General features: G+C 44.8%; 17 protein-coding genes and 1 pseudogene. 11 read left to right on the top strand and 7 right to left on the bottom strand.

Translation table 11 applies throughout. From position 1 onward, the window contains the following. Positions 1-198: 198 nt before the first annotated feature. From MC7420_RS06360 to MC7420_RS06340, 5 genes and pseudogenes are all read left to right on the top strand, one after another. Complete coding sequence (locus MC7420_RS06360; protein WP_006099436.1) at positions 199-1,944, top strand: LIC_10190 family membrane protein; 1,746 nt, start codon at positions 199-201, stop codon at positions 1,942-1,944. Positions 1,945-2,176: 232 nt separating this feature from the next. Beyond that, positions 2,177-3,538: a TMEM143 family protein gene (locus MC7420_RS06355; RefSeq protein ID WP_006099276.1), complete on the top strand. Its 1,362-nt coding sequence runs from the start codon at positions 2,177-2,179 to the stop codon at positions 3,536-3,538. A gap of 228 nt (positions 3,539-3,766) precedes the next feature. Further along, the gene (locus tag MC7420_RS06350; RefSeq protein ID WP_044205462.1) at positions 3,767-4,234 is read left to right on the top strand and encodes a helix-turn-helix domain-containing protein; all 468 of its coding nucleotides are present in this window, start codon (positions 3,767-3,769) and stop codon (positions 4,232-4,234) included. Between the two features lie 107 nt (positions 4,235-4,341). Continuing rightward, a pseudogene (locus MC7420_RS06345) lies at positions 4,342-5,028 on the top strand (PIN domain-containing protein); the annotation flags it as partial. A gap of 115 nt (positions 5,029-5,143) precedes the next feature. Further along, positions 5,144-7,207: a prolyl oligopeptidase family serine peptidase gene (locus tag MC7420_RS06340; RefSeq protein WP_006099332.1), complete on the top strand. Its 2,064-nt coding sequence runs from the start codon at positions 5,144-5,146 to the stop codon at positions 7,205-7,207. Positions 7,208-7,245: 38 nt separating this feature from the next. On the opposite strand, the gene MC7420_RS06335 is transcribed toward MC7420_RS06340, so the two are convergent. Next, positions 7,246-7,596 carry a Mo-dependent nitrogenase C-terminal domain-containing protein gene (locus tag MC7420_RS06335; protein ID WP_006099170.1) on the bottom strand — a complete coding sequence of 117 codons (351 nt, stop codon included), beginning with the start codon at positions 7,594-7,596 and terminating at the stop codon, positions 7,246-7,248. A 570-nt stretch (positions 7,597-8,166) separates the two neighbouring features. Between MC7420_RS06335 and MC7420_RS06330 the strand changes: the two genes are divergently transcribed. The 4 genes from MC7420_RS06330 to MC7420_RS06315 all read left to right on the top strand — a co-directional run bounded on the left by MC7420_RS06330 (position 8,167) and on the right by MC7420_RS06315 (position 11,609). Further along, entirely contained in the window at positions 8,167-8,790 is a 624-nt protein-coding gene (locus MC7420_RS06330) for a hypothetical protein (RefSeq protein ID WP_006099161.1), read from the top strand. 268 nt (positions 8,791-9,058) lie between these two features. Further along, a complete protein-coding gene (locus MC7420_RS06325; RefSeq protein WP_006099434.1) occupies positions 9,059-9,442 on the top strand; it encodes a response regulator transcription factor in 384 nt (127 codons plus the stop codon). A gap of 455 nt (positions 9,443-9,897) precedes the next feature. Then, on the top strand, positions 9,898-10,788 hold the full coding sequence (locus tag MC7420_RS06320) for an Rpn family recombination-promoting nuclease/putative transposase (RefSeq protein WP_006099515.1): 891 nt from the start codon (positions 9,898-9,900) through the stop codon (positions 10,786-10,788). Then, entirely contained in the window at positions 10,785-11,609 is an 825-nt protein-coding gene (locus MC7420_RS06315; RefSeq protein ID WP_006099213.1) for a PhzF family phenazine biosynthesis protein, read from the top strand. Before MC7420_RS06320 ends, MC7420_RS06315 begins: the two co-directional genes overlap by 4 nt. Before the next feature lie 228 nt (positions 11,610-11,837). Here MC7420_RS06315 and MC7420_RS06310 read toward each other — a convergent pair whose 3' ends face one another. From MC7420_RS06310 to MC7420_RS06300, 4 genes are all read right to left on the bottom strand, one after another. Next, positions 11,838-12,125 (bottom strand): DUF1830 domain-containing protein, encoded by a 288-nt coding sequence (locus tag MC7420_RS06310; protein ID WP_006099426.1) that lies wholly within the window; start codon positions 12,123-12,125, stop codon positions 11,838-11,840. 28 nt (positions 12,126-12,153) lie between these two features. Beyond that, the gene (locus tag MC7420_RS39250) at positions 12,154-12,351 is read right to left on the bottom strand and encodes a hypothetical protein (protein WP_006099598.1); all 198 of its coding nucleotides are present in this window, start codon (positions 12,349-12,351) and stop codon (positions 12,154-12,156) included. A 115-nt stretch (positions 12,352-12,466) separates the two neighbouring features. Continuing rightward, the gene (locus MC7420_RS06305) at positions 12,467-12,796 is read right to left on the bottom strand and encodes a hypothetical protein (RefSeq protein WP_006099217.1); all 330 of its coding nucleotides are present in this window, start codon (positions 12,794-12,796) and stop codon (positions 12,467-12,469) included. Positions 12,797-13,285: 489 nt separating this feature from the next. Continuing rightward, positions 13,286-13,501 (bottom strand): hypothetical protein, encoded by a 216-nt coding sequence (locus tag MC7420_RS06300; protein WP_006099354.1) that lies wholly within the window; start codon positions 13,499-13,501, stop codon positions 13,286-13,288. Between the two features lie 367 nt (positions 13,502-13,868). Here MC7420_RS06300 and MC7420_RS06295 point away from each other — a divergent pair, with 367 nt between their 5' ends. Both MC7420_RS06295 and MC7420_RS06290 read left to right on the top strand, forming a co-directional pair. After that, complete coding sequence (locus MC7420_RS06295) at positions 13,869-14,537, top strand: hypothetical protein (protein ID WP_052307433.1); 669 nt, start codon at positions 13,869-13,871, stop codon at positions 14,535-14,537. Continuing rightward, positions 14,474-16,246 carry an NACHT domain-containing protein gene (locus tag MC7420_RS06290; protein WP_232231666.1) on the top strand — a complete coding sequence of 591 codons (1,773 nt, stop codon included), beginning with the start codon at positions 14,474-14,476 and terminating at the stop codon, positions 16,244-16,246. The genes MC7420_RS06295 and MC7420_RS06290 overlap by 64 nt, the downstream gene beginning before the upstream one ends. A 108-nt stretch (positions 16,247-16,354) precedes the next feature. Here MC7420_RS06290 and MC7420_RS06285 read toward each other — a convergent pair whose 3' ends face one another. Then, on the bottom strand, positions 16,355-18,829 hold the full coding sequence (locus MC7420_RS06285; protein ID WP_006099399.1) for a DUF5682 family protein: 2,475 nt from the start codon (positions 18,827-18,829) through the stop codon (positions 16,355-16,357). An 842-nt stretch (positions 18,830-19,671) separates the two neighbouring features. Next, entirely contained in the window at positions 19,672-20,103 is a 432-nt protein-coding gene (locus MC7420_RS06280) for an FHA domain-containing protein (protein ID WP_006099480.1), read from the bottom strand. Positions 20,104-20,116 lie beyond the last annotated feature (13 nt).

The following is a 20,116-nucleotide window of genomic DNA, read 5'->3' as shown; positions in this document are numbered from 1 at the left end:
GTCGCTGGATTATCTTGCATGGGGAAGCCTATTAATTTACTCGACTCGCCCTCATCGGTCATCTGGAAGCATATAACAATGTGGCACTAGCAATAAAATTGCTACAGTTTACGCAGTCTAATAACGTACCTTTTGGGCGTAAAGTAGATGAAAATGAGAAATAGCGACGATCGCGCTAGTCATGACTAGAGGTGCTGAATGCTTTATTTTATGATCACTTGGCTTTTTCTGATTGGTGTTTGTTTCTCAATTGGCACAGCTATTGTGCATTGGTTGAAAGCCGATCGCATTGATCGTAGAGGCGATCGCTTCATCGCCGCCGTCTGGCTGGGAATCGTTGTCCTGTGCGTCTCTATGCTGGCAACCTCACTGATTTTACCGTTATCCAGCGCCGTTGGTTTCGCCCTTGTCCTCGGTTTAGTCGCCCTATCTCTCCTGTCTCAGTCAACCCGGCGTGAACTAGCGGCGGTGCGATCGCACCTTTCTCCCAGCCTTATCGTTGGATTTATTACCTTAGAACTAATTATTGCTGCTTTTACCAGTCAAAAAATAGTCTGGTTTGACACCGGACTTTATCACTTTGGTTCTATGCGATGGATGTCTCAATTTGGCGCGGTTAATGGATTAGCACTCATTCATGGCAAATTTGGCTTTACCTCTTCTTGGTTTGCTCTCGCTGCACCACTTACATCTCCAATTTTTGGCAGTCGAGTCAGTGCGATTACCAATGGTTTTGTCTTCCTTATCGCTATTTTACAGTCTCTAATTACGCTGAATCAAATAGTCAGCCGCAAAGGACGCTTATCAGACTGGTTTTTATTCATATTTTCCGCGATCGCCATTCTCGTTTATACAGGAACCGCGTTTACAGGTTCACCGATACTCATCTCATTTTCTCCTGATGTAACTGTAGCCTTTCTTATTGGCGTTACAGCCTGGTCAATTCTGGTGATTTCACACAGCGCTCAATTTTCTTTACAGAATACTGATGCAAAAACGCCTCTTGTCGATGCCAGAACCATTCCCCTAATCCTATCAGCCGGAGCGGTAACTGTTAAGCTTTCGGCGCTACCGCTGCTCCCCATAGGATTTATTTTTTATCTGATGGGTAATCAGTTTAAACTACAAATTAAGCGGCTATTGACAGGCGGTGCTATTACTCTATTAATCCTATCACCCATGGTTTTATATAGCCTGACCACATCCGGATGTCCCCTGTATCCTTCAACTTTTATGTGCCTCGACCTGCCTTGGTCAGTTCCCATCGAAAAAGCCATAAATGAAACTCAGCCTATCAAGTTTTGGTGGGTGTTTTCGGATTCAGATGAGTCGGGAGTGACAGCTATCGCGTTAGGCGTTTGGCGATGGTTAAAAGGTTCGATTAAATCTAAAATAATGGCATTTATTACAATCTTTGTTATTATTTTTTCTATCCCTATATTCCGACAATTTAGAAAACACTTAAGAATAGGTACTGCTTGGATATTATTATTGGGATTAATCGGCATTACCTTTATTATGATCCAAAGTCCTTTACTCCGGTTTGGCTTGGGCTATTTTCTGCTTATCCCGGCTTTATTTAGCGCTATATATGGTCAAACTCTGTTGGAGAAAATTCCCTCTAAATTGACCCAGCCACTGTTTCGATTCACTCATACCCTAAAACAACCTCAAACAATCCTGTTGACTTCCCTATTTTTCCTTGGCTTAACTACCGTTGGTCTGATTCAGGGCAATGCTCAATCACGATTGATTTTACCTCCTCCCTTACCCAGTGTTAATCTAGTATCTGATCAAGTAAATGATGTGAATTATGTCTATCCAGCCAACTGGACAGTCCGATGCTGGGCATCTCCCTTACCCTGTTCAGCCGTACCGATTAAAAATATCAGGCTTCGCGACCCATCACAAGGAATTGTTGCTGGGTTTGTGTCTGTGAAATAAGTGCCTGGACATCAATTTTGTCGGACTGAGTTAAAGATTGTCAAAACCATGCTCTCTTTCCAACGTGAAGGGTCAAAACTCTCGCACTCAGTCGGGGCGGGTTTAGTTACATCTAGGTGCTAAGGAAAGGATAGTGGTGAAACCCGCCCCTACACAATCACGCGCCGTATCCGACTAGCGAGGCGAAGGGTCATTTCTGTTCCCTTTTCCCTAGTCTCAACTGTAAACTTTAATGAAAGTCCGACTACTTAGTCTATTGTCAGATATGGCAACTTATCAAGACCGAGAAGCGTTTATTCCCTATCGCCGCAGCGACTTAATCGAACTGTGCCTAGACGATGGACAGTTACCTAAGGAGAAGGTGCAACAGTTCCGGGATTTTTGTACCCTACTTTCCGCCTATTATCATTTTAAATTTCATGTCTATTTGGAACGGTTAAAAGATAATTATGATCCGTTCAACCCGGATGCTGATACTCAAACCCGGATTGAACTCACTCCCGATAAGTTAGCTGAACGCGAAGCGAATGTGGTGACCGACTTTCAGACGATTCTCGAACGCGCCAATTATGTTCCCCTCTCTCCGAAGAGTTTACAACGCGCCTTTAAGGAAAAGTCCTTAATTCAACTGAAAACTGATGTTGATTTTGATGAATTTGACCAACTCATCTGCTACTGTCGCGGAGATCATGAAAAAACAATTCAGGTTAAAAAGTTTTTAAAGAAAAAAGACAAAACAATAAATCTTTTTGAACGAGTTGTTTTATTGATCAAATTCAAAGACGCCGATTATTTCAAGCACAAAGGCGATGAACTAGATTCTATCCAGTTCACACCAGGGAAGATGTATCTCTATTTTTACAAGAATATCCCTAAGTTTGACTTGGAACTCCTTTTCCCCAATATCAAAATTAGCATGACCTGGAAAGACCGCCTCTTCTTAATCGTTCCGGCTATTGGCGCTGCTATTCCAGTCATCTTGAGAGTTCTGCCTAAACTTCTTGTTGTGATTGCAGCTATTTTATTTTTTACCATGGGACCATCGGTTCTGGACACGATTCAGGCAAGTGAAGAGGATGTTCGCAATATTATGCCCGTGCTCGTCGCTGTGTTATCGCTACTGGTGACATTAGGGGGGTTTGCCTATAAACAGTATAGCAATTATAAGAGTAAGCAGATTAAATTCCGTCAAACTGTAACCGAAACCCTGTTTTTTAAGAATATGGCAAATAATGCCAGCGTGTTTCATGCCTTAATTGATGCGGCGGAAGAGGAGGAATGTAAAGAGATTATTCTAGTTTATTACCATCTTTTAATTAGCCAGAATTCCCTAACTCCTGCCCAATTGGACAACCAAATTGAAAGTTGGATGGATAATAAGTTTGGCACAAAGATTGATTTTGATATCAATGGTCCGATTCATAATTTAGAGAATATCCGGGGTAAACTGATGCAAGATGGCAAAGATACGGCAAATCTCCCGGAAATTCCGTTATTGACGAAAGATAAGCGAGGATGTTGTCAGGTTCTGCCTTTAGATGATGCTAAACGATTAATCGATTACATCTGGGATCATATCTTTCTCTACACCTGAATCATTAAGCTTCGCTGAGGGAACAGGCAATACCTCAATTGTTGGACATGGGGTTGAGTGTGGAACAAGTAGCGGAGGCATTAGGGTTTGAGGTGAAAGACGTGAGAGATTTCTGTCAAACGTAACTTTTGTTTCGGATATTGCGATTATCTGGTGGTATCGTTATAAAATAGGGTTATATACTGTACTTCGGTACTTCCACCTAATGCCTTATCTTACGCAAGAATCATGCCGAAAGAACATAAGACTTCTGTGCAGTTTACGGCTGAGGAGCGTGAAACATCACATATTAAACGATTAGAACGCCTTTTGAATGCACAGGAATCACAGCCCCGATTGGTAGGAAGCAGCGGAGAAGAGATTCTACTGCCTGATTCTGTCTACCAAGCACTACGGCAAGTCATACACGCAATGGCATCTGGGCAAGGGATAACCCTTGTTCCCAATGATCGTGAAATGACAACTCAACAGGCGGCTGACTTCTTAAATGTGTCGCGCCCTTATCTGATCAAACTGCTGGAACAGGGAGACATCTCTTACACAAAAGTTGGAGCGCATCGGCGTATTCGCTCCCAAGATATCATGGCATACAAGCAACAACGAGATGCTCAACGTCACCAGCACCTCAGTGAATTTACGGCTTTCCTACAGGATGAAGGGTTTTATGATCAGGAAAGTCATGAAATCGAGCGATAAACATTGTGCTTCATCGAGTTGTTTTAGATGCTTGTGTTATTTTTCCAATGCCCTTGTGTGACACTTTACTCCGTGCTGCTGAAGCATAATTTTATCGTCCTTACTTTTCCCAAGAAATACTAGATGAGGTGACTCGTAATCTGGTCAAGCAGGAAAAAATGACAGAGGCTAAAGCAGCACGATACCAGTCACACATAAAAAGTGCATTTCCAGAGGCAATGGTTGAACTATCTGATCAGTTAGTCAACCTGATGACCAATCATCCGAAAGATCGCCATGTTGTGGCGGCTGCGGTAAAGGCAAAAGCTGAAGTAATTGTTACCTTCAACTTGAAGGATTTTCCCCAGAAGTCTCTTGAACCTTTTGGGGTTGAGGCACAGCATCCAGACGATTTTTTGCTTGAGCTTTGTGAAAATTGTACAGCAAGCTCACTGTTACAGATTATCAAAGAGCAAGCAGAAGCTCTTAAACGACCACCCAATACCCTTAAGGACGTACTGGGTAGGCTGAGTAGGCAAGTTCCCAATTTTGCCGGAAAAATACTATGTCAAGAGTATGGCAATGATGTTGCTAAAATTGCCAGAAAGACTTTGAATAAAGCCGGACAGACATTAGCGGATGGAGAACAAATCTATGAAGGAAAGCAGTACTGTTTGCGACAAAAACAAGGGACTCTGACAATTATAGACAAAAGGGGTAGGGGAGAGATACTCAAATCAGAGCGTGGTAAGCTAGAAGGCAATCTTTCATTAGACGATATTGATAAGTTTCAAGACGTTGGTCAGATCTTATGAGAGACTCGTGTTCTGGTATGGTAATCTTTACGCGATCGCGTCCCATCCTCCACACGCTTCCTAACCCCTACCCAAAGAGTGCTACCCTAGAAAACACTGCCTCATATTCCCGACTATGCCATCTTCTCACCAACCTCTGAACTACCCCACCACCCGCCAAGCTGATCAAGTAGACGACTATCATGGCACGAACGTCGCTGATCCCTATCGCTGGTTAGAAGATCCCGACTCCGACGAAACCAAAGCCTGGGTAGAAGCGCAAAATAAAGTCACCTTCGGCTATCTCGAAGACATCCCCCAGCGGGAATCCCTGAAGCAGCGCATCACCAAACTCTGGAATTACGAAAAATATGGCATTCCCTATAAAGAAGGGAACCGCTACTTCTATTTCAAAAATGATGGACTTCAGAACCAAAGCGTTCTCTACACCTTAACCTCTCTCGATGGAGAACCCAGAGTCCTGATTGACCCCAATACCCTCTCCGAAGACGGGACTATCGCCCTATCGGGTGCCGCTATGAGTGATGATGGGAACCGCATGGCGTATGGTTTATCCACCTCCGGTTCCGATTGGCAAGAATGGAAAGTGCGGGATGTGGAAACGGGAGACGATTTATCGGATCATCTCAAATGGGTGAAGTTTTCCGGTGCATCCTGGACAACCGATAATCAAGGATTTTTCTATAGCCGTTATGACGAACCCAACGATGCCACAAAATTAGAAGATGCTAATTATTATCACAAACTCTATTATCACAAACTCGGCACAGACCAATCCGATGATTTGCTAATTTACCATCGTCCTGACCAAAAGGAATGGATGTTTAATGGCTCAGTGACAGAAGATGGACATTATCTGATTATTTATGTCAGTCAAGGAACTGATCCCAAGAATCTAGTTTTCTACAAAGACTTACAAACTCCCGACTCTCCTATCGTCGAATTAATTTCCGAGTTTGAAGCGAATTTCAGTCTGATTGACAATGACGGGTCAATCTTCTGGGTTCAAACTGACTTAGACGCACCAAGAGGTCGGGTGATTGCCATTGATATTCATAACCCAGGGCGAGAGAACTGGCAAGAAATTATTCCCCAAGCCGAAGAAACATTAGAAGATGTCGGGGTTCTGAATAACCAGTTTGTCGCCGATTACCTCAAAGATGCCCGTTCTTCGATTAAGATTTTTGACCTCAATGGTGCCTTTGTCCGGGAGGTAGAATTACCGGGAATTGGTTCAGCCGGGGGATTTGGCGGGAAGCGCTATGATACGGAAACCTTCTATGTATTTACCAGTTTCACCACCCCAGCCACGATTTACCGCTACGATATGGTAACCGGGGAACGTTCCCTATTTCGCCAACCGACAGTAGATTTTGATCCGACTCAATACGAAACGCGGCAGGTGTTTTACCGGAGTAAAGATGGGACACAAGTGCCGATGTTTATTACCCACAAAAAGGGATTAAGATTGGATGGCAATAATCCCACCTATCTCTATGGTTACGGTGGGTTTAATATCTCCCTAACTCCCAGTTTTTCGATTAGTAATCTGGTGTGGATGGAGATGGGAGGCGTGTATGCGATTCCGAATCTCCGAGGCGGTGGAGAGTATGGCGAAGATTGGCATCAAGCAGGAATAAAGCTGAATAAGCAAAATGTGTTTGATGATTTTATTTCAGCAGCGGAATGGTTAATTGAGAATCACTATACTCGTCCGCAAAAACTGGCAATTGGTGGCGGAAGTAATGGTGGTTTATTAGTCGGGGCTTGTATGACTCAGCGTCCCGATTTATTCCGTGCTGCACTTCCTTCAGTTGGGGTTATGGATATGCTGCGCTTCCATAAGTTTACGATTGGTTGGGCATGGTGTTCTGATTTTGGTTCACCGGAAAATCCAGAGGAGTTTAAGGCGCTGTATGCCTATTCTCCGTTACACAATCTCAAGCCAGGAACGGCTTATCCAGCCACATTAATTACGACGGCGGATCATGATGACCGCGTGGTTCCAGCCCATAGTTTCAAGTTTGCAGCAGCGTTACAAGCGGCACATTCTGGGGATAATCCGGTCTTAATTCGCATTGAAACAAAGGCGGGTCATGGTGCGGGAAAACCAACGGCTAAGATTATTGAAGAGATTGCCGATAAGTGGGCATTTTTGCTGCGAGTCATGGATTTTTAGTCTCGAATGACGAATGACAAAGGACAACGGACGAATGACTAACAATAAGCACTGATATCTTCCCCACATTGATCAGCCAAGTAGCATAGGGCGCGAAAGCGGAGGCTAACGAATTCATCATAGAAAGGATTGAGTTTGCACAAGGGAGGAATGTGAGCAACCCGCCGCCCAAAGAAACAGATATCGCGTTCAAAGGGACATTGGGCGGGAATCATTTTGCAGAATAATCTAGCTTTGGTGGGGTTGTGAATTTCGATGTTCTCTAACCATTGCTTGATGGTTTGCAGTGGCTTGATGGGTTGTTGGGGCGAGGTGGGAGGGGTGATGGGGTTTGTCTTGGCTTCAACAGGGGTGGTATTGATCAGTCCGTTTTGGTAGGTGGTATACATGGTTTGATTTGCTCCGTATGTGTGGTTTATTTGTCTCTATTCATAATTTAACCCAATTTAGCGATAGCGCAAATATAAAAAACTATTATCATTGATTAGCTCTGCTTGTAGGCATCGTCCTGTTGGGGGCAGATTGGCGGCGGGGGAAGCGGGGGAAGCGGGGAAGCCGGGGAAGCTGAGGGAAGCTGAGGGAGCAGGGGAAGCTGAGAGAGCAATGATACATTTTCCCTGATAGCGGTGTAAGGGTATGAATTAAAAGTTGGGCGAGTCGCCAACTTTAAGTGTTTATAACTTTAAGTGTTTATATTTCCGTGGAATATTGTACTGATCGCAACACTTTATAATAGTAGTTATTAAGCTAGGGTGCGCGATGAGGATGTTAACGTTACCAGTACCTGTTGCTTGTCAGCGTTAGAACAACTGAGAACTGAAGCTAAAAGATGATTCAGAATACCGGACTAGATGCGAGATGTTCTTGGTCAAATCTGGCGCTGTTGGCGTGGTAAAGGATTAAGTTTTAATCCTTCGCTTCGCTCAAGAACAGGGTTTTGATAATAAGGATAATTCGCAATGAGACAACTCTACAGCAAATCTTGGTTCATTGGCGCGATCGCGACTGGATTAATGAGTACCTTGGCAACGTCTGTGCAAGCTCAGGATATCTTTGATAATCGGGCTGTGCAATTCCCAGAGGATACGATTGTGGAATTTGAATTCCTGCAATCTCATGGATCATACCAAGCCGCGCTTGGTGTACGGAATGAAACAACCGGGGAAGAAACGATTCTGTTTCAGGAAGTCAAACCCTATGATGCTTTTGGCACAAACCAGCCGATACAAACCTCTCCTGGTCAAAATGATCTGGGAACGCAAGCGGATTTTGTCGGAACAGTTGAGGGGGGAACGATATCAAATCAATTCAACGAGTTTATGTTTAAAGCCAATAACCGCTATGTTTTCTTTCTCGAATCGGTAAGTCCTACGGGTCAAACCCGACGCCGTATTGTTTCGACCCAAAACTTGGCTCAGTTTAATGGTCGTTTGGACGGGGGGAGAAAGGGTAATATTACAGGAAGTCGCGTGTCTTGGGAAGATGGAGGACGGGTAGAGGTTGGCAATGATGATGATTTCGATGATTTTGTGATTGAGGCAGGGGGATATTTAATTGATTTGAATTGTCCACCGATTCGGTAATCTTAAGTTTATTTGACGGATGCCTGAGTGACGGTTCCAGATGTAGTCGGCTACCTCTGGAACGTCCCCATCTCCCTTATCCTCCTGAGAGAAGCGAAAGAACAGCGGTGCAGGGTACGTCACGATCATTCCTGCACCCTGCACTCCCAAATTCAGCCAGATTGCGGAACTTGAGTGACCTGAAATCAGCCTTATGACGATATTTTGCCGCTCAGAGTAAATGTTATAATACCTAAAAGCTAGAGAGCCATAGTAGGTATAGGTTGTTATGAGTACAGTGTTAGTCGTAGAGGACGATCTCACCCAACAACATTTGCTCTCTAAGCTGCTTGAGCGTGTAGGGCTGACAGTGATTGTGGCTGGGGATGGGGTGGAGGCGCTGGAGAAAATTCAGCAATTTCACCCAAATTTGGTGATTTTGGATATTGTCCTTCCCCGGATGAATGGCTATGAAGTCTGTCGTCGTCTGAAATCGGAACCTGAGACTGAGAATATTCCGGTGTTAATGTGTTCGGCGAAAAAAGAGGATTTTGACCGCTACTGGGGAATGAAGCAAGGGGCGGATGCTTACTTAGCCAAGCCTTGTCATCCCCAAGAAATTGTCGAGACTGTAAAGAAATTATTAAAGTCCCATCATCAAGCGGCAAGCTGATTGACCGTCTTTTAAGTTAAAAGAGATCAAATCCCCCAAATCGCGAGCGAGACGCTCCCACTACAATCTAACACTCACACCTAATACCTCACTACCTACCCTCACCGCTAGACTTAAGCTGTTGGGCATTTAAACCTTAATGTCAATAAGGGTGAAAGCCTTGTAGTGCGTTAAGCGAAGCCATGCCGTAGGCTTTGCATCTTGCTCGCTACTAATACCCAATTTAAATGCATAACAGCTTATACCCTCTGCCCTCTGTCTTGTTTCCATGAACGTGTCAGGATTCAACCGAACTTGATAGAATTTTTGCCCATTATAGCACTACGAAGATACGTTGGGACATTTCCCTATTGCCTGTTGCTTTTTCACTTAATGTTATTGTCCTAACCCCTTCGTTAATTATTAGGACGAAATCTGTCAAAATAGATTCAGTAGACGTTCCCATCAATGCCGTTATGCCCCCAACCCACATCCGATTTGATTGGGCGATTAAAAAATTACTGAGAAACAAAGCCAATTATGGTGTTTTGGCAGGTTTCTTGAGTGAGTTGTTGAGGAAACCAATTACGATTCAATCAATACTCGAAGGTGAAAGCAATCAACAAGCCGAGGATGACAAGCTAAATCGAGTCGATATTCTCGCGGAAAATGACCGGGGAGAATTAATTCTCATTGAAGTGCAAAACAGTACAGAGCAAGATTATTTTCATCGGATGCTCTACGGCACATCCAGATTAATTACCGACTTTCTGGAAAAAGGAGAACCTTACGGGAACGTCAAAAAAGTCTATTCAGTGAATATCGTCTACTTTTCTTTGGGACAGGGAGATGATTATATTTACCACGGGACATTAGAGTTTCGGGGGCTTCATTTAGATGATAAATTAGGTCTATCAATTAATCAGCGAAAGTTGTTTAATAGTCAAGATGTTTATGAGATTTTCCCGGAGTATTATGTGATTAAAGTCAACAACTTTAATGAGGTGGCTTCCGATACCCTAGATGAATGGATATATTTCCTGAAAAAGAGCCAAATTAAAGAAGAATTTACAGCCCAAGGGTTAGCGGAAGCGAAGGAAAATTTGCTTGTAGATAGCTTGAGTGAAGCAGAAAGAGCCAACTACCTGAGATTTATGGAAAATCGGCGCTACGAAATCAGTCTAATCGAAAGTTCACGCTCAGAGGGAAGATTGGAGGGTCTTGAAGAGGGACTCAAGGAGGGCATGGAGCAAGGTAAACAGCAGGAAAAGGTTAACATAGCCAGACTCTTAAAACAACAAGGGACTGATCTTGATACCATCACAGCAGCAACCGGACTGACTAGGGAAGAGATTGAGGAACTATGAACCAGCCCATCATTCAAGTCGATGCCTTCACCTGTACCCCGTTTACGGGTAATCCAGCCGCTGTCTGTGTTTTGTCGGCTCCCCAACCGGATAGCTGGATGCAGAATGTGGCACAGGAGATGAATCTGTCTGAAACTGCCTTTTTGGTTCCGCAAGAGGATGGGTTTAATCTGCGTTGGTTTACGCCGACAGTAGAAGTCCCTCTTTGTGGTCACGCTACCTTAGCTAGCGCCCATGTTTTGTGGTCAGAGGGTCATCTGTCCCCGGAGAAACCCGCCCGTTTTTATACCAAAAGCGGGATACTCATCGCCCAGCGTCAGGGTGAATGGATTGAGTTAGACTTCCCGGTGAATCATTCCCAACCCACAACAGTCCCCCCAAACCTTGCGTCAGCGTTAGGCGTACCGATTCAGTCCGTTTGGCAGAATTCTTTGGGCTATTTGGTGGAAGTGGAATCGGAAGAGATGGTGCGACATCTACAGCCCAATTTTGGCTTACTCAAAACTTTACCGATATCTGATGTTATTGTTACCAGTCGGACTGATTCGGGTTCGGAGTATGATTTTGTCTCTCGTTTCTTTGCACCGGGGTTAGGGATTGACGAAGATCCGGTGACGGGTGCAGCCCATTGTTGTCTAGCACCGTTCTGGCGCGATCGCATCCGTAAAAATGAGTTCTTAGCCTATCAAGCCTCTCATCGAGGCGGGGTAGTCAAGGTACGTTATACCGGGAGCGTTGGCGGAGCCTGTTCCGAAGGAACGTATCGCGTCATTCTGGGCGGACAAGCGGTTACTGTGATGCGGGGGGAATTGACGGAGTAATGCAGAATCAGTAGCGAGCAAGATGCTATAGCACTACGCACACACGTTAGGACAAAAGAAGAAAAATTTAAATCGCTCAACACCTCGGCTTACCTCGACTTCGCTCGGTAACACGCTCGGTGTTGACCCTGAGCGAAGTCGAAGGGTCAATCCCTTGATGAGTCAGTGTTTTTCTTCACTATTGCCCATTCCCTATTGCCCATTGCCTAGCGCGTAGCGCTATATTGCCTATTGCCTAGCGCTATATAAAGGAGAAGGCGCTTCTGCTTCCTGTTGCACTTGCAAAAAATCGCACAGAATCTTAGCCACTAAATCCGCCACGCCAAATCTCTTTTTATAGACTTCTAAATGAGCGTGGGGAATTGCTTCAAAGAGGAGGCGCTGTTGGGGAAATAGAATCCGCTCAAAGTACCAATTGGGAATATCGGTGATCCGAATGATCTGAATCTGTTTACTGGTATTTGTATAGTAGCAGAGAACTCGATTGGTGTATTCAGTCGGTAAGGAATTAAACATGGGAAGTGATACCACAGGAAGGAACTAATTATCGATGCATTAAGCCACAGTCCACCCCATCGAGGTGTTCAGCATAGGTGGCAAAGGGGGAAATGCCTAAAGGACAAGCTTTCCATTTTCCCTGTACAGCCACGCCTAGCTGTTGGCAGTGACCTCCCCAGCCTTTTTGGGGTTGATAGTGACCACAATGACGACAGATTGATACTGAAAAGTTGATGGTTCTCATGATTTGATTAGAATGGGTTGATTAAAAAATAATTCAATGAAAGCAGAAGGGAAAGAAGAGTATTGCCTATTGCCTATTGCCTATTGCCTATTGCCTATTCCCTATTCCCTATTCCCTATTCCCTATTCTCGAAATTGAAACCGTGGTAGGTATCTGACAATAAACAATTCATGCCTTCACGAATATACGATTCCAGGTGTAATCGCATCTCCAACGAATAATAGGGAAATGTATGCTTACTGCACAGTTTTTTGCCTTGTTTAACCGCAACAGCCTGGGGATCATTCGATAGTTTACACAAAACGTAGCATAGTAAGTCCTGGCGTAGGTTGGCACAGGTAAAAAAAATTCGGCAAAACTTGTTCGGATAAGCGTCTAAGGCGTTTTCAATTTCTTCTTGAATGACTTTCAAGAGGCGGGTTTCAACTGGCAAATTTTTGCTCATGGTTATAATTTCCAAATCAATTTAGGTGTTTAGGTTGTCACACAAGTCAAGGACATCGATTCAGTCGTTGAACTTTAACCCCAAAATTGTCTTGAATAGACACAGCATTTCCTGTCTATAAGTAGTCGGACAAAATTAAGGTTAACGATGGGAGTCGTCATACTCGCTTCCCGAAAAGAAGTAAGCTAAGTCTATCACAGCTTACAGCGTCCAGAATTTATGTCCAGGACTTTACTTACTAGATATCTTGTCATTCCTAACGGTAGTTATCTGAATCAATGGAAGACGTGTTTGGAGAACTTGAGCCAGTTGGTTGGGAATTCGGACAAAAATTGAAATGGGTTAATTAAATGAAAAATGATTTGGTTATAAAAACGGTAAAAGGATACTGTCGTTTTAGCCCTATTACCTCATGTTTAAACAGAAATCAATGCCATAATTCCAGAGACAACTGACTCAGGTTCAGCCAAGGCTCAAGCCATATTATCTTCAGAAATGGTTAGGGTGTTGAATCATTTGCAGATGCTCTAACTGTTGATCGTCGCTCAGGTATCCCTGGGAGTCTTCCAGGAGTTTGAGGAAAATCTTGATCAGGAGCATTTGCTCTTCTAGCTCTTGGGAGATTTTATAGGTAAATCTATATTTTAAGTGACTCAAGTTAGTTTGGGGCGAGTCAGTGAGTCTTACCTGTTGCAATAGTTCCATTTTCTGAAAACCTACCTTCTCATTTTTCAAAAGCTTGTAAACTTGTAATTCTTATCTATTTCATAGACTACATGATCCCCGGAGTTCGTCAAAGTTTTTGTTGATTTGAGTTTGTATGATTTAAATCAGAAAGGTTGGAGTTTGTACTTTTTTGCATAACTTAATTATTGGCTTGTTTTTTTTAATGAATATAACAAGGTGATACTTTAGGTAAACTTATGCTAGGCTCTAGTTTGAGAAGCTTTATCCTAGTCTATAGGGTGATATATCAACATCGCGTTGAGATTTATGGTCAATATGTATAAGTTGGTATGATTTAGTGTGTATGCGATCGCGGAATCGGTATTCGAGAAGGTTGAGGTGTAATATGGGTAAACGATCGCTTTCGGCAAATGCACAGGGTATCGTCCAAGCCAAAGAAGCCATGGCGCGGAAACAGTGGACTCATGAGGTACTGGCGAAAAAGGTAGGTATTAAGACTCGCCTATCCATCGGTAAATTTTTGGGGGGTTGTCCCGTTGAGCGACGGATTTTCATTGAGATTTGCTTGCAACTGGATTTATCCTGGCAAGAGGTGGCGACTCAGGTTCCAGAGGAGAGGCTATCCCCAGGGATGAATCCTTCGGCAAATCAGCCTGTTGAACTCAATGCCTTAGTTGCAGAGGTTCGTGCTTGCTGCCAGGATCAGATTCAGACTCAATTGGATACCGTGCCGTTATGGGATTTGCCGAAACCAATTTCCCTAGGGGATATTTATATTGATGTGGAGGTTTGGCAAAATATCCCCAACCGATGCTGGTTCGACTTGGCAGATTGGCGGCGACATTTTCAGGTGAATCGGGAGAGGGGTTATGAGTTGAGTCCGGATGGAACCTCTCCGGAACGAGAGTTGGCAATGGCGGTATTGGCTAGACAAACCCACCTGATTATAGGGGGAAACCGGGAACGGGTAAAACTACGTTTTTGCAGTATGTGGCGACTCAGTGTATTCACGGTAAATTTGCGGTGGATCAGGTGCCGATTTATATTGAATTGAGGGATTTGGTGCAAGATGCCAATACTCTAAGCTTACTGGATTATATCTGCCAAGAGTTTAGCGATCGCGGTGTCTCTGGGGAAACGGTGAAAACCTTACTCCAGGAGGGGAAACTGCTGATTTTGCTAGATGGCTGGGATGAAATCTCCCCGTTGAGGCGTTTTTCCCTATTCAACAAACTGCGTTGGTTCTGTAATCGTTATGCTAAAAATCGCTATGTGATCACCTGTCGCACTGGGGTGGAATTGTATCGGTTTGGCGGATTTACTGAGGTGGAACTTGCCGATTGGACGTTGACTCAAATTAGTCATTTTGCCCGGAAGTACTTTGTGGCTTTGGCTGGTGTTAATTGGGAGAGGGGGTTAGCGAAAGCGACTGAGTTTGGGGTACAACTGGAGTATCCGGAAAACCGGACGATTCAGGACATGGCGAAAACCCCTCTATTACTTAGTTTCATCTGCCATGTCTTCCAATCCCAAGCCCGTTTTCCTCGCCAACAGGCTAGATTTTATCAGGAAGGATTGGATATTCTGCTCCAGAAATGGGATCACTCGAAAGGGGTTGAGCGAGATTCCCCTGAACAACCGTTGGCTTTGGTGAATCGGTTGAAGCTGTTGGAGCATCTGGGTTCCGTTACGTTGACTCAACAGCAGTATTGCTTGAGCCAATCTCAGGTGGAACACTATATTGGCGACTATCTGCGAACAATCCCAGATTATCAGGAGGTTGATCCGGTTGGCTTACAGATACAGAGTCAAGGGGTTTTAAAAGCGATTGAATGTCACCATGGAGTATTGGTGGAGCGATCGCGGCGAGTTTATTCTTTTGCTAATTTGAGTCTTCAGCAATACTTCACCGCTAGAGAGTTTACCACGAAAACGAATCAGAACCCTGACGCGATCGCGGAATTAGTGACGCACTTGACCGAACAATCCTGGCGAGAGGTATTTTTATTCACCGTCACCCTATTGCGTCACCCTGAACAATTAATCCAGGCGATGAAACAAGGGGTGGATCAGTTATTGATACCGGATCTGCGATTAGGGCAATTCGTGAACTGGATAGATCATCAATCGGAATCTAGCCCATTATCCTACAAGTCAGCCGCCGTGCGTGCCTTTGATTTTGTCCTGGCTTTAATTTTGGATCAGGCGTTAGCCCAGACACTCGATTCCTATCGGCTTGAGCAACCTTTGCAAGCGCCACCGTTACAACAATTACCCTCTTGCTTATCCTTACCCCAAAAGTTGGACGTTGAGTTTATATTACCGGAGGCGTTAGCGTTTAAGGTGGCGGATTATTTGCCCCCAACGTCTTTACCGCTGCCGTTATACCGATCGTTAATCCTGAACGCTACCTTGAATTATAGTCTCGCATTTAACCTAGCCCTTAACCCTGAGCATCTGGGTCAATTAGTGCGATCGCTCAATACTTTACTCCATCCCATGTTTGAGTGTCAATCTAACCTGGAGATGTTGAACCAATGGTGGTTTAATCATCGTCACTCTTGGATCAGACGAGTTGGCTTTTTAATGGGACAACATGACCAAGGGGAACATGATTGGCAGTTTAGCAGCAACCAGACGCGATCGCTGTGGGATTATTATGACGCTAATCAATTATTAGTGGATTGTCTAACCATCGCTGATGATCTCGATACTCAGGTGCAGCAAAACATTCAGGAGGAGTTATTTGTGTATCGGGAATAGGAAGATGGGGTGATGGGGTGAGGGGTGATGATTTAACCGTGAGTCAGGGCGGGTTTTGTACCAACGTTACTATCAATCGCGATAAGTGATTCCCTAAACCCGCCCCTACTATCTCACGCCTAATAACTGTGCCACAATGGGCAAAACCGCATTCGCGCGATCGCTATCTATTTCTTCCTCCCCTATCCCCGGTGTTTCAACCGAGGTTCCCCGTTTGACTCGTTCACCGATTTGGCGACGTTCAGCCGTAGAAAAGCTGGCAAAGGTGCGACGTAATAAGGGTAATATCTCGGTAAAGGTTTCCCCCGGAAGCTGAGTAATCCAATCATCAATTATCTGCCACAAGGTATGGTCATGTACGAGTAACAATCCACTCCCCTGCAAAAACCCTTCAATCCAAGCCGCCGCTTGGGGAGGTTCACTAGCTTGAGACAGAGCAAATTCTAACCGACGGGAGGCGTCATTTCCCTTAAATACCCCAGCATCTAATAATAATCGACAACTTCGACCCGCGAGTAACCCATGCAGGTTGGCTTGATCTGCTAGTTGCCATAATACCTGTTGCCAGGATTGTTTATACTCCGAATTATTTAACAGGGAAATCGCGTAATTCATTTGTTGGATACGCTGATCGATATGCTGCGCCGCTTCATCATCCAGAGACGCACAAGCTAGAGGTAAACCCAGACAAATCCGCGTCACCAATCCATCCACCACTGAGGTAATCATCCGAGTATCGGTTTGGCGGACATTGCCATAGCGTAATACCTGCGCCAATGGGGGTAACGCCTCCATTAATTGGGCGACATCTCGATTCAGGGTGGCTTCAGTTTGTAGGCGATGCATCACTTCGGGTAACGCATCGGGTAAGTTTGCCAATAAAACAGTTTCGACTAACTGAGTCAAACTGGGTAAAGCTTGAGCCTGTTGTGCCTGATTCCGGGCATAAGCCGTCGCTGCTGCATCAATCGTATTCCCCCAAATTCCGGCTTCGATGAGTTTAACCGCAAATTCAGGATGCCATTGCAGCCGCCATCCTTCTTTAAAGGTTCCTTTTCCCCTTGTCGATTGTCGTATCCCCCAAGGAATACCGAGTAAATCCAGACGATGGAGTAAATGCGATCGCGCTAAGTCGTTCGTTTTGCGTAAATCGAGTTCATACTGTTTCTCGGTGGGATTAGCGGGGAGGCGTAAGCGTTTCTGCTGCTGCTGTAAATCTCGTTGTAAGGGAACCATGGGCGTCTCATCGGGAACTTCTCCCAATCGTTCACCCACAATCAGTTGGTCTTGAATTAACCGCATCGGCAGATCACTGCCAAAGCAGAGAACGGTTTGCGTCGCTTCATTTAACTCAAGCAAACCCGGTAACGCGCGATCGCGCAATGCTGCCAAAGATTCCGCCAACCGTACCGCTTCAATCATAAGGGCAGATGAGGCATCTAAATCTTCCTGACGCAATAACCGCGCCACCTTAATTAACCACCGAATCGCGATCGCTGATTGTTGATGGTTGAGTTTTGATATATGTCCTGACGTATCTGTAGGGGCGGGTTTAGGGACTTTCTTGTCGCGATTGATAGTAACGTTTGTACAAAACCCGCCCAAATGACCAAATTTTGATGGTGTAGGGGCGGGTTTAGGGACTCTCTGGTCGCGATTGATAGTAACGTTAGTACAAAACCCGCCCTGACTCAGGGTTGAGTCATCTCCCCCATCTCCCCCAGCTCCCCCATCCTGATAACAATCCCACAAATGACCATACCAACCCGGCGATTCAATCCCCGCCCCATAGCCACTCTTAAATGCCAGTCGCCCATAAGTCCACGGTATCCAAGTAGCTTCCACTTTCGTTTTCGCCAATCCCTTAAGCAACGCATTATCCGCTTTCGCCGCAGGCATATCCACCAATGCAGGAGCGTGCCATGCACCACAGACAACAGCAATGCGTTGAAATCCTTCTTTTTTCGCCGCCCGAATCTGTTTCCGCATATAGGCTTCCCGTTGCGCTTCCCTCGGATCATCTCTGGGGGGTACATCCTGACGCAACGCCGTCATTGCTTCTAAAATCGCCTCAAATACATCTGTACTCTCCTGGCGATGTTCAACTAACTGTTCCCACCAGCGTTCCCCATCACTATACCCAGCAATTCTTGCTAAATAACCCAAAGGATCATAGTAAATCTCATCCTCTTCTCCAGCTCCCTCTGCTCCCTCTGCTCCCTCTGCTCCCTCTGCTTCCTCTGCTTCCTCTGCTCCCCCAGCTTCCCCTGCCAACTGATGCACCAAGGGCAAATCCATAAACCGCACTGGAATCCCTTGAGTTAAGGCATAATCAATCCCTTGCCATTCTGGGGAAAAAATAGCAAAAGGATAATACACTGCTTGTTGGGGTTGGTCGGGTCTATAAACCAATAACGCCACAGGCGGTTGCATCTGGGGATGAGTAACCAAAGGCAGCATCCCATCCCCATCCGGGGGACCTTCAACCAAAAGGATATCCGGGTTGAGACTATGCAGAGCATGACAGAGCGATCGCGCACATCCGGGTCCATGATGACGTATGCCAAAGATATGGATGCTCATTTCTCAGTCTGACTCCCCTGCATATAGCGTTTTTTTTGTCAAATCAGCAACCGATGGCGTTGCCAAAATTATGTCATTGAGATTGACGTGTAATATTTGTAGTGCTTGATCCTTAAAACTGCCAGATTGTGGCGTAATCAGCTATTGGAGGATTTTTTGACTCAATTTATCGATAAAAGCGAATAAAAACCCAAAGTCTCATGTTTAATTTATCTTCACAAATCATACTACAGTCCCGGTACAACGGCAAGATAAGGGTTTCCAGTTGTTTTTTAGGTGTTCACATTCCTTAACAGAAAATGTATCATTTGCGTTACTTGACAGATTCAAAAGCTTAACCGACAGACTATCAAGTTTTACTTATACTGATGTTCGCTAAAAACAGACAAGAAATAAGGGGATGTAGGGAATTTAGGGGATGTAGGGGATGTAGGGGATGTAGGGGATGTAGGGGATGTAGGGGCGAGTCGCTGCATATCGTTACCGGGAAATCCCTCAATTATCTCGACTCGCCCCACTATCGTTACCGGGAAATCCATTATTTCGTTGAGGAATTCTCATCGTTAGTTCACCCGTTGGCACGAATAACGTGGTGGGTTACGGCGAAGCGCCAATTAAAGGTTTGTGTTGTGAATTAATTACCGCCTAACCCACCCTACGAATTACGGTTGATATGGGTCTATAGGACGGCACATTTTCCCATGATATAAAAGTACCTAAAATCTCCCGAAAAGTCAAGGGCTAATTCGTTTTTTTTTAACTGAGATTAAGATTAAGTTCTGCAAATAGTCTTCAAACGCTGACGAATGACGAATGATGAATGACATAAGACAAATGACCAGTTAACCCTCCCCCTGATCCCGCCGCACTCGGTAGTAAATCGCCTTCACATTAGGACCAAAGACAATTTCCTCTTCATTTTGCAGCTCATAGCTTTGGTGCTTTTGACCATTAATTAACAAGCCATTAGAACTTAATTTCCCTTTGAGATTGCCATCAACAATGCGATAGGCATCATGCCCATCCTCACCCTCTACTCGCATCAACGTGGCGTGGTGACGGGAGACAAACTGTGAGAACAGCCGAATATCACAATCATGTTCTCTGCCAATGGAATAGAGTTCACCGTCTAAAACAAACCGATGTCGTCCTCGGTCATCTTGAACAATGAGAACATGTCCCTCCGGAAAATCAGACGTATCAGAACTTACCGCATCGGTAGATGACTGATCCGATGAGGGTGGGGAATCGGGAGAAGGTTCTATGGGCAACATCTCACTTATGCTC

The sequence above is a fragment of the Coleofasciculus chthonoplastes PCC 7420 genome, from assembly GCF_000155555.1.
GTDB classification, from domain to species: domain Bacteria; phylum Cyanobacteriota; class Cyanobacteriia; order Cyanobacteriales; family Coleofasciculaceae; genus Coleofasciculus; species Coleofasciculus chthonoplastes_A.
This window is presented reverse-complemented; position numbering and strand designations above follow the sequence as displayed.

Bases quoted from the DNA above. Each gene is read 5' to 3' on its own strand.
- MC7420_RS39250 (WP_006099598.1), bottom strand. From the start codon at position 12,351: ATGAGAACCATCAACTTTTCAGTATCAATCTGTCGTCATTGTGGTCAC.
- MC7420_RS06310 (WP_006099426.1), bottom strand. From the start codon at position 12,125: ATGTTTAATTCCTTACCGACTGAATACACCAATCGAGTTCTCTGCTAC.
- MC7420_RS06280 (WP_006099480.1), bottom strand. From the start codon at position 20,103: ATGTTGCCCATAGAACCTTCTCCCGATTCCCCACCCTCATCGGATCAG.
- MC7420_RS06295 (WP_052307433.1), top strand. From the start codon at position 13,869: ATGGGTAAACGATCGCTTTCGGCAAATGCACAGGGTATCGTCCAAGCC.
- MC7420_RS06330 (WP_006099161.1), top strand. From the start codon at position 8,167: ATGAGACAACTCTACAGCAAATCTTGGTTCATTGGCGCGATCGCGACT.
- MC7420_RS06355 (WP_006099276.1), top strand. From the start codon at position 2,177: ATGAAAGTCCGACTACTTAGTCTATTGTCAGATATGGCAACTTATCAA.
- MC7420_RS06340 (WP_006099332.1), top strand. From the start codon at position 5,144: ATGCCATCTTCTCACCAACCTCTGAACTACCCCACCACCCGCCAAGCT.
- MC7420_RS06300 (WP_006099354.1), bottom strand. From the start codon at position 13,501: ATGGAACTATTGCAACAGGTAAGACTCACTGACTCGCCCCAAACTAAC.
- MC7420_RS06325 (WP_006099434.1), top strand. From the start codon at position 9,059: ATGAGTACAGTGTTAGTCGTAGAGGACGATCTCACCCAACAACATTTG.
- MC7420_RS06360 (WP_006099436.1), top strand. From the start codon at position 199: ATGCTTTATTTTATGATCACTTGGCTTTTTCTGATTGGTGTTTGTTTC.
- MC7420_RS06305 (WP_006099217.1), bottom strand. From the start codon at position 12,796: ATGAGCAAAAATTTGCCAGTTGAAACCCGCCTCTTGAAAGTCATTCAA.
- MC7420_RS06320 (WP_006099515.1), top strand. From the start codon at position 9,898: ATGCCCCCAACCCACATCCGATTTGATTGGGCGATTAAAAAATTACTG.
- MC7420_RS06315 (WP_006099213.1), top strand. From the start codon at position 10,785: ATGAACCAGCCCATCATTCAAGTCGATGCCTTCACCTGTACCCCGTTT.
- MC7420_RS06285 (WP_006099399.1), bottom strand. From the start codon at position 18,829: ATGAGCATCCATATCTTTGGCATACGTCATCATGGACCCGGATGTGCG.
- MC7420_RS06350 (WP_044205462.1), top strand. From the start codon at position 3,767: ATGCCGAAAGAACATAAGACTTCTGTGCAGTTTACGGCTGAGGAGCGT.
- MC7420_RS06335 (WP_006099170.1), bottom strand. From the start codon at position 7,596: ATGTATACCACCTACCAAAACGGACTGATCAATACCACCCCTGTTGAA.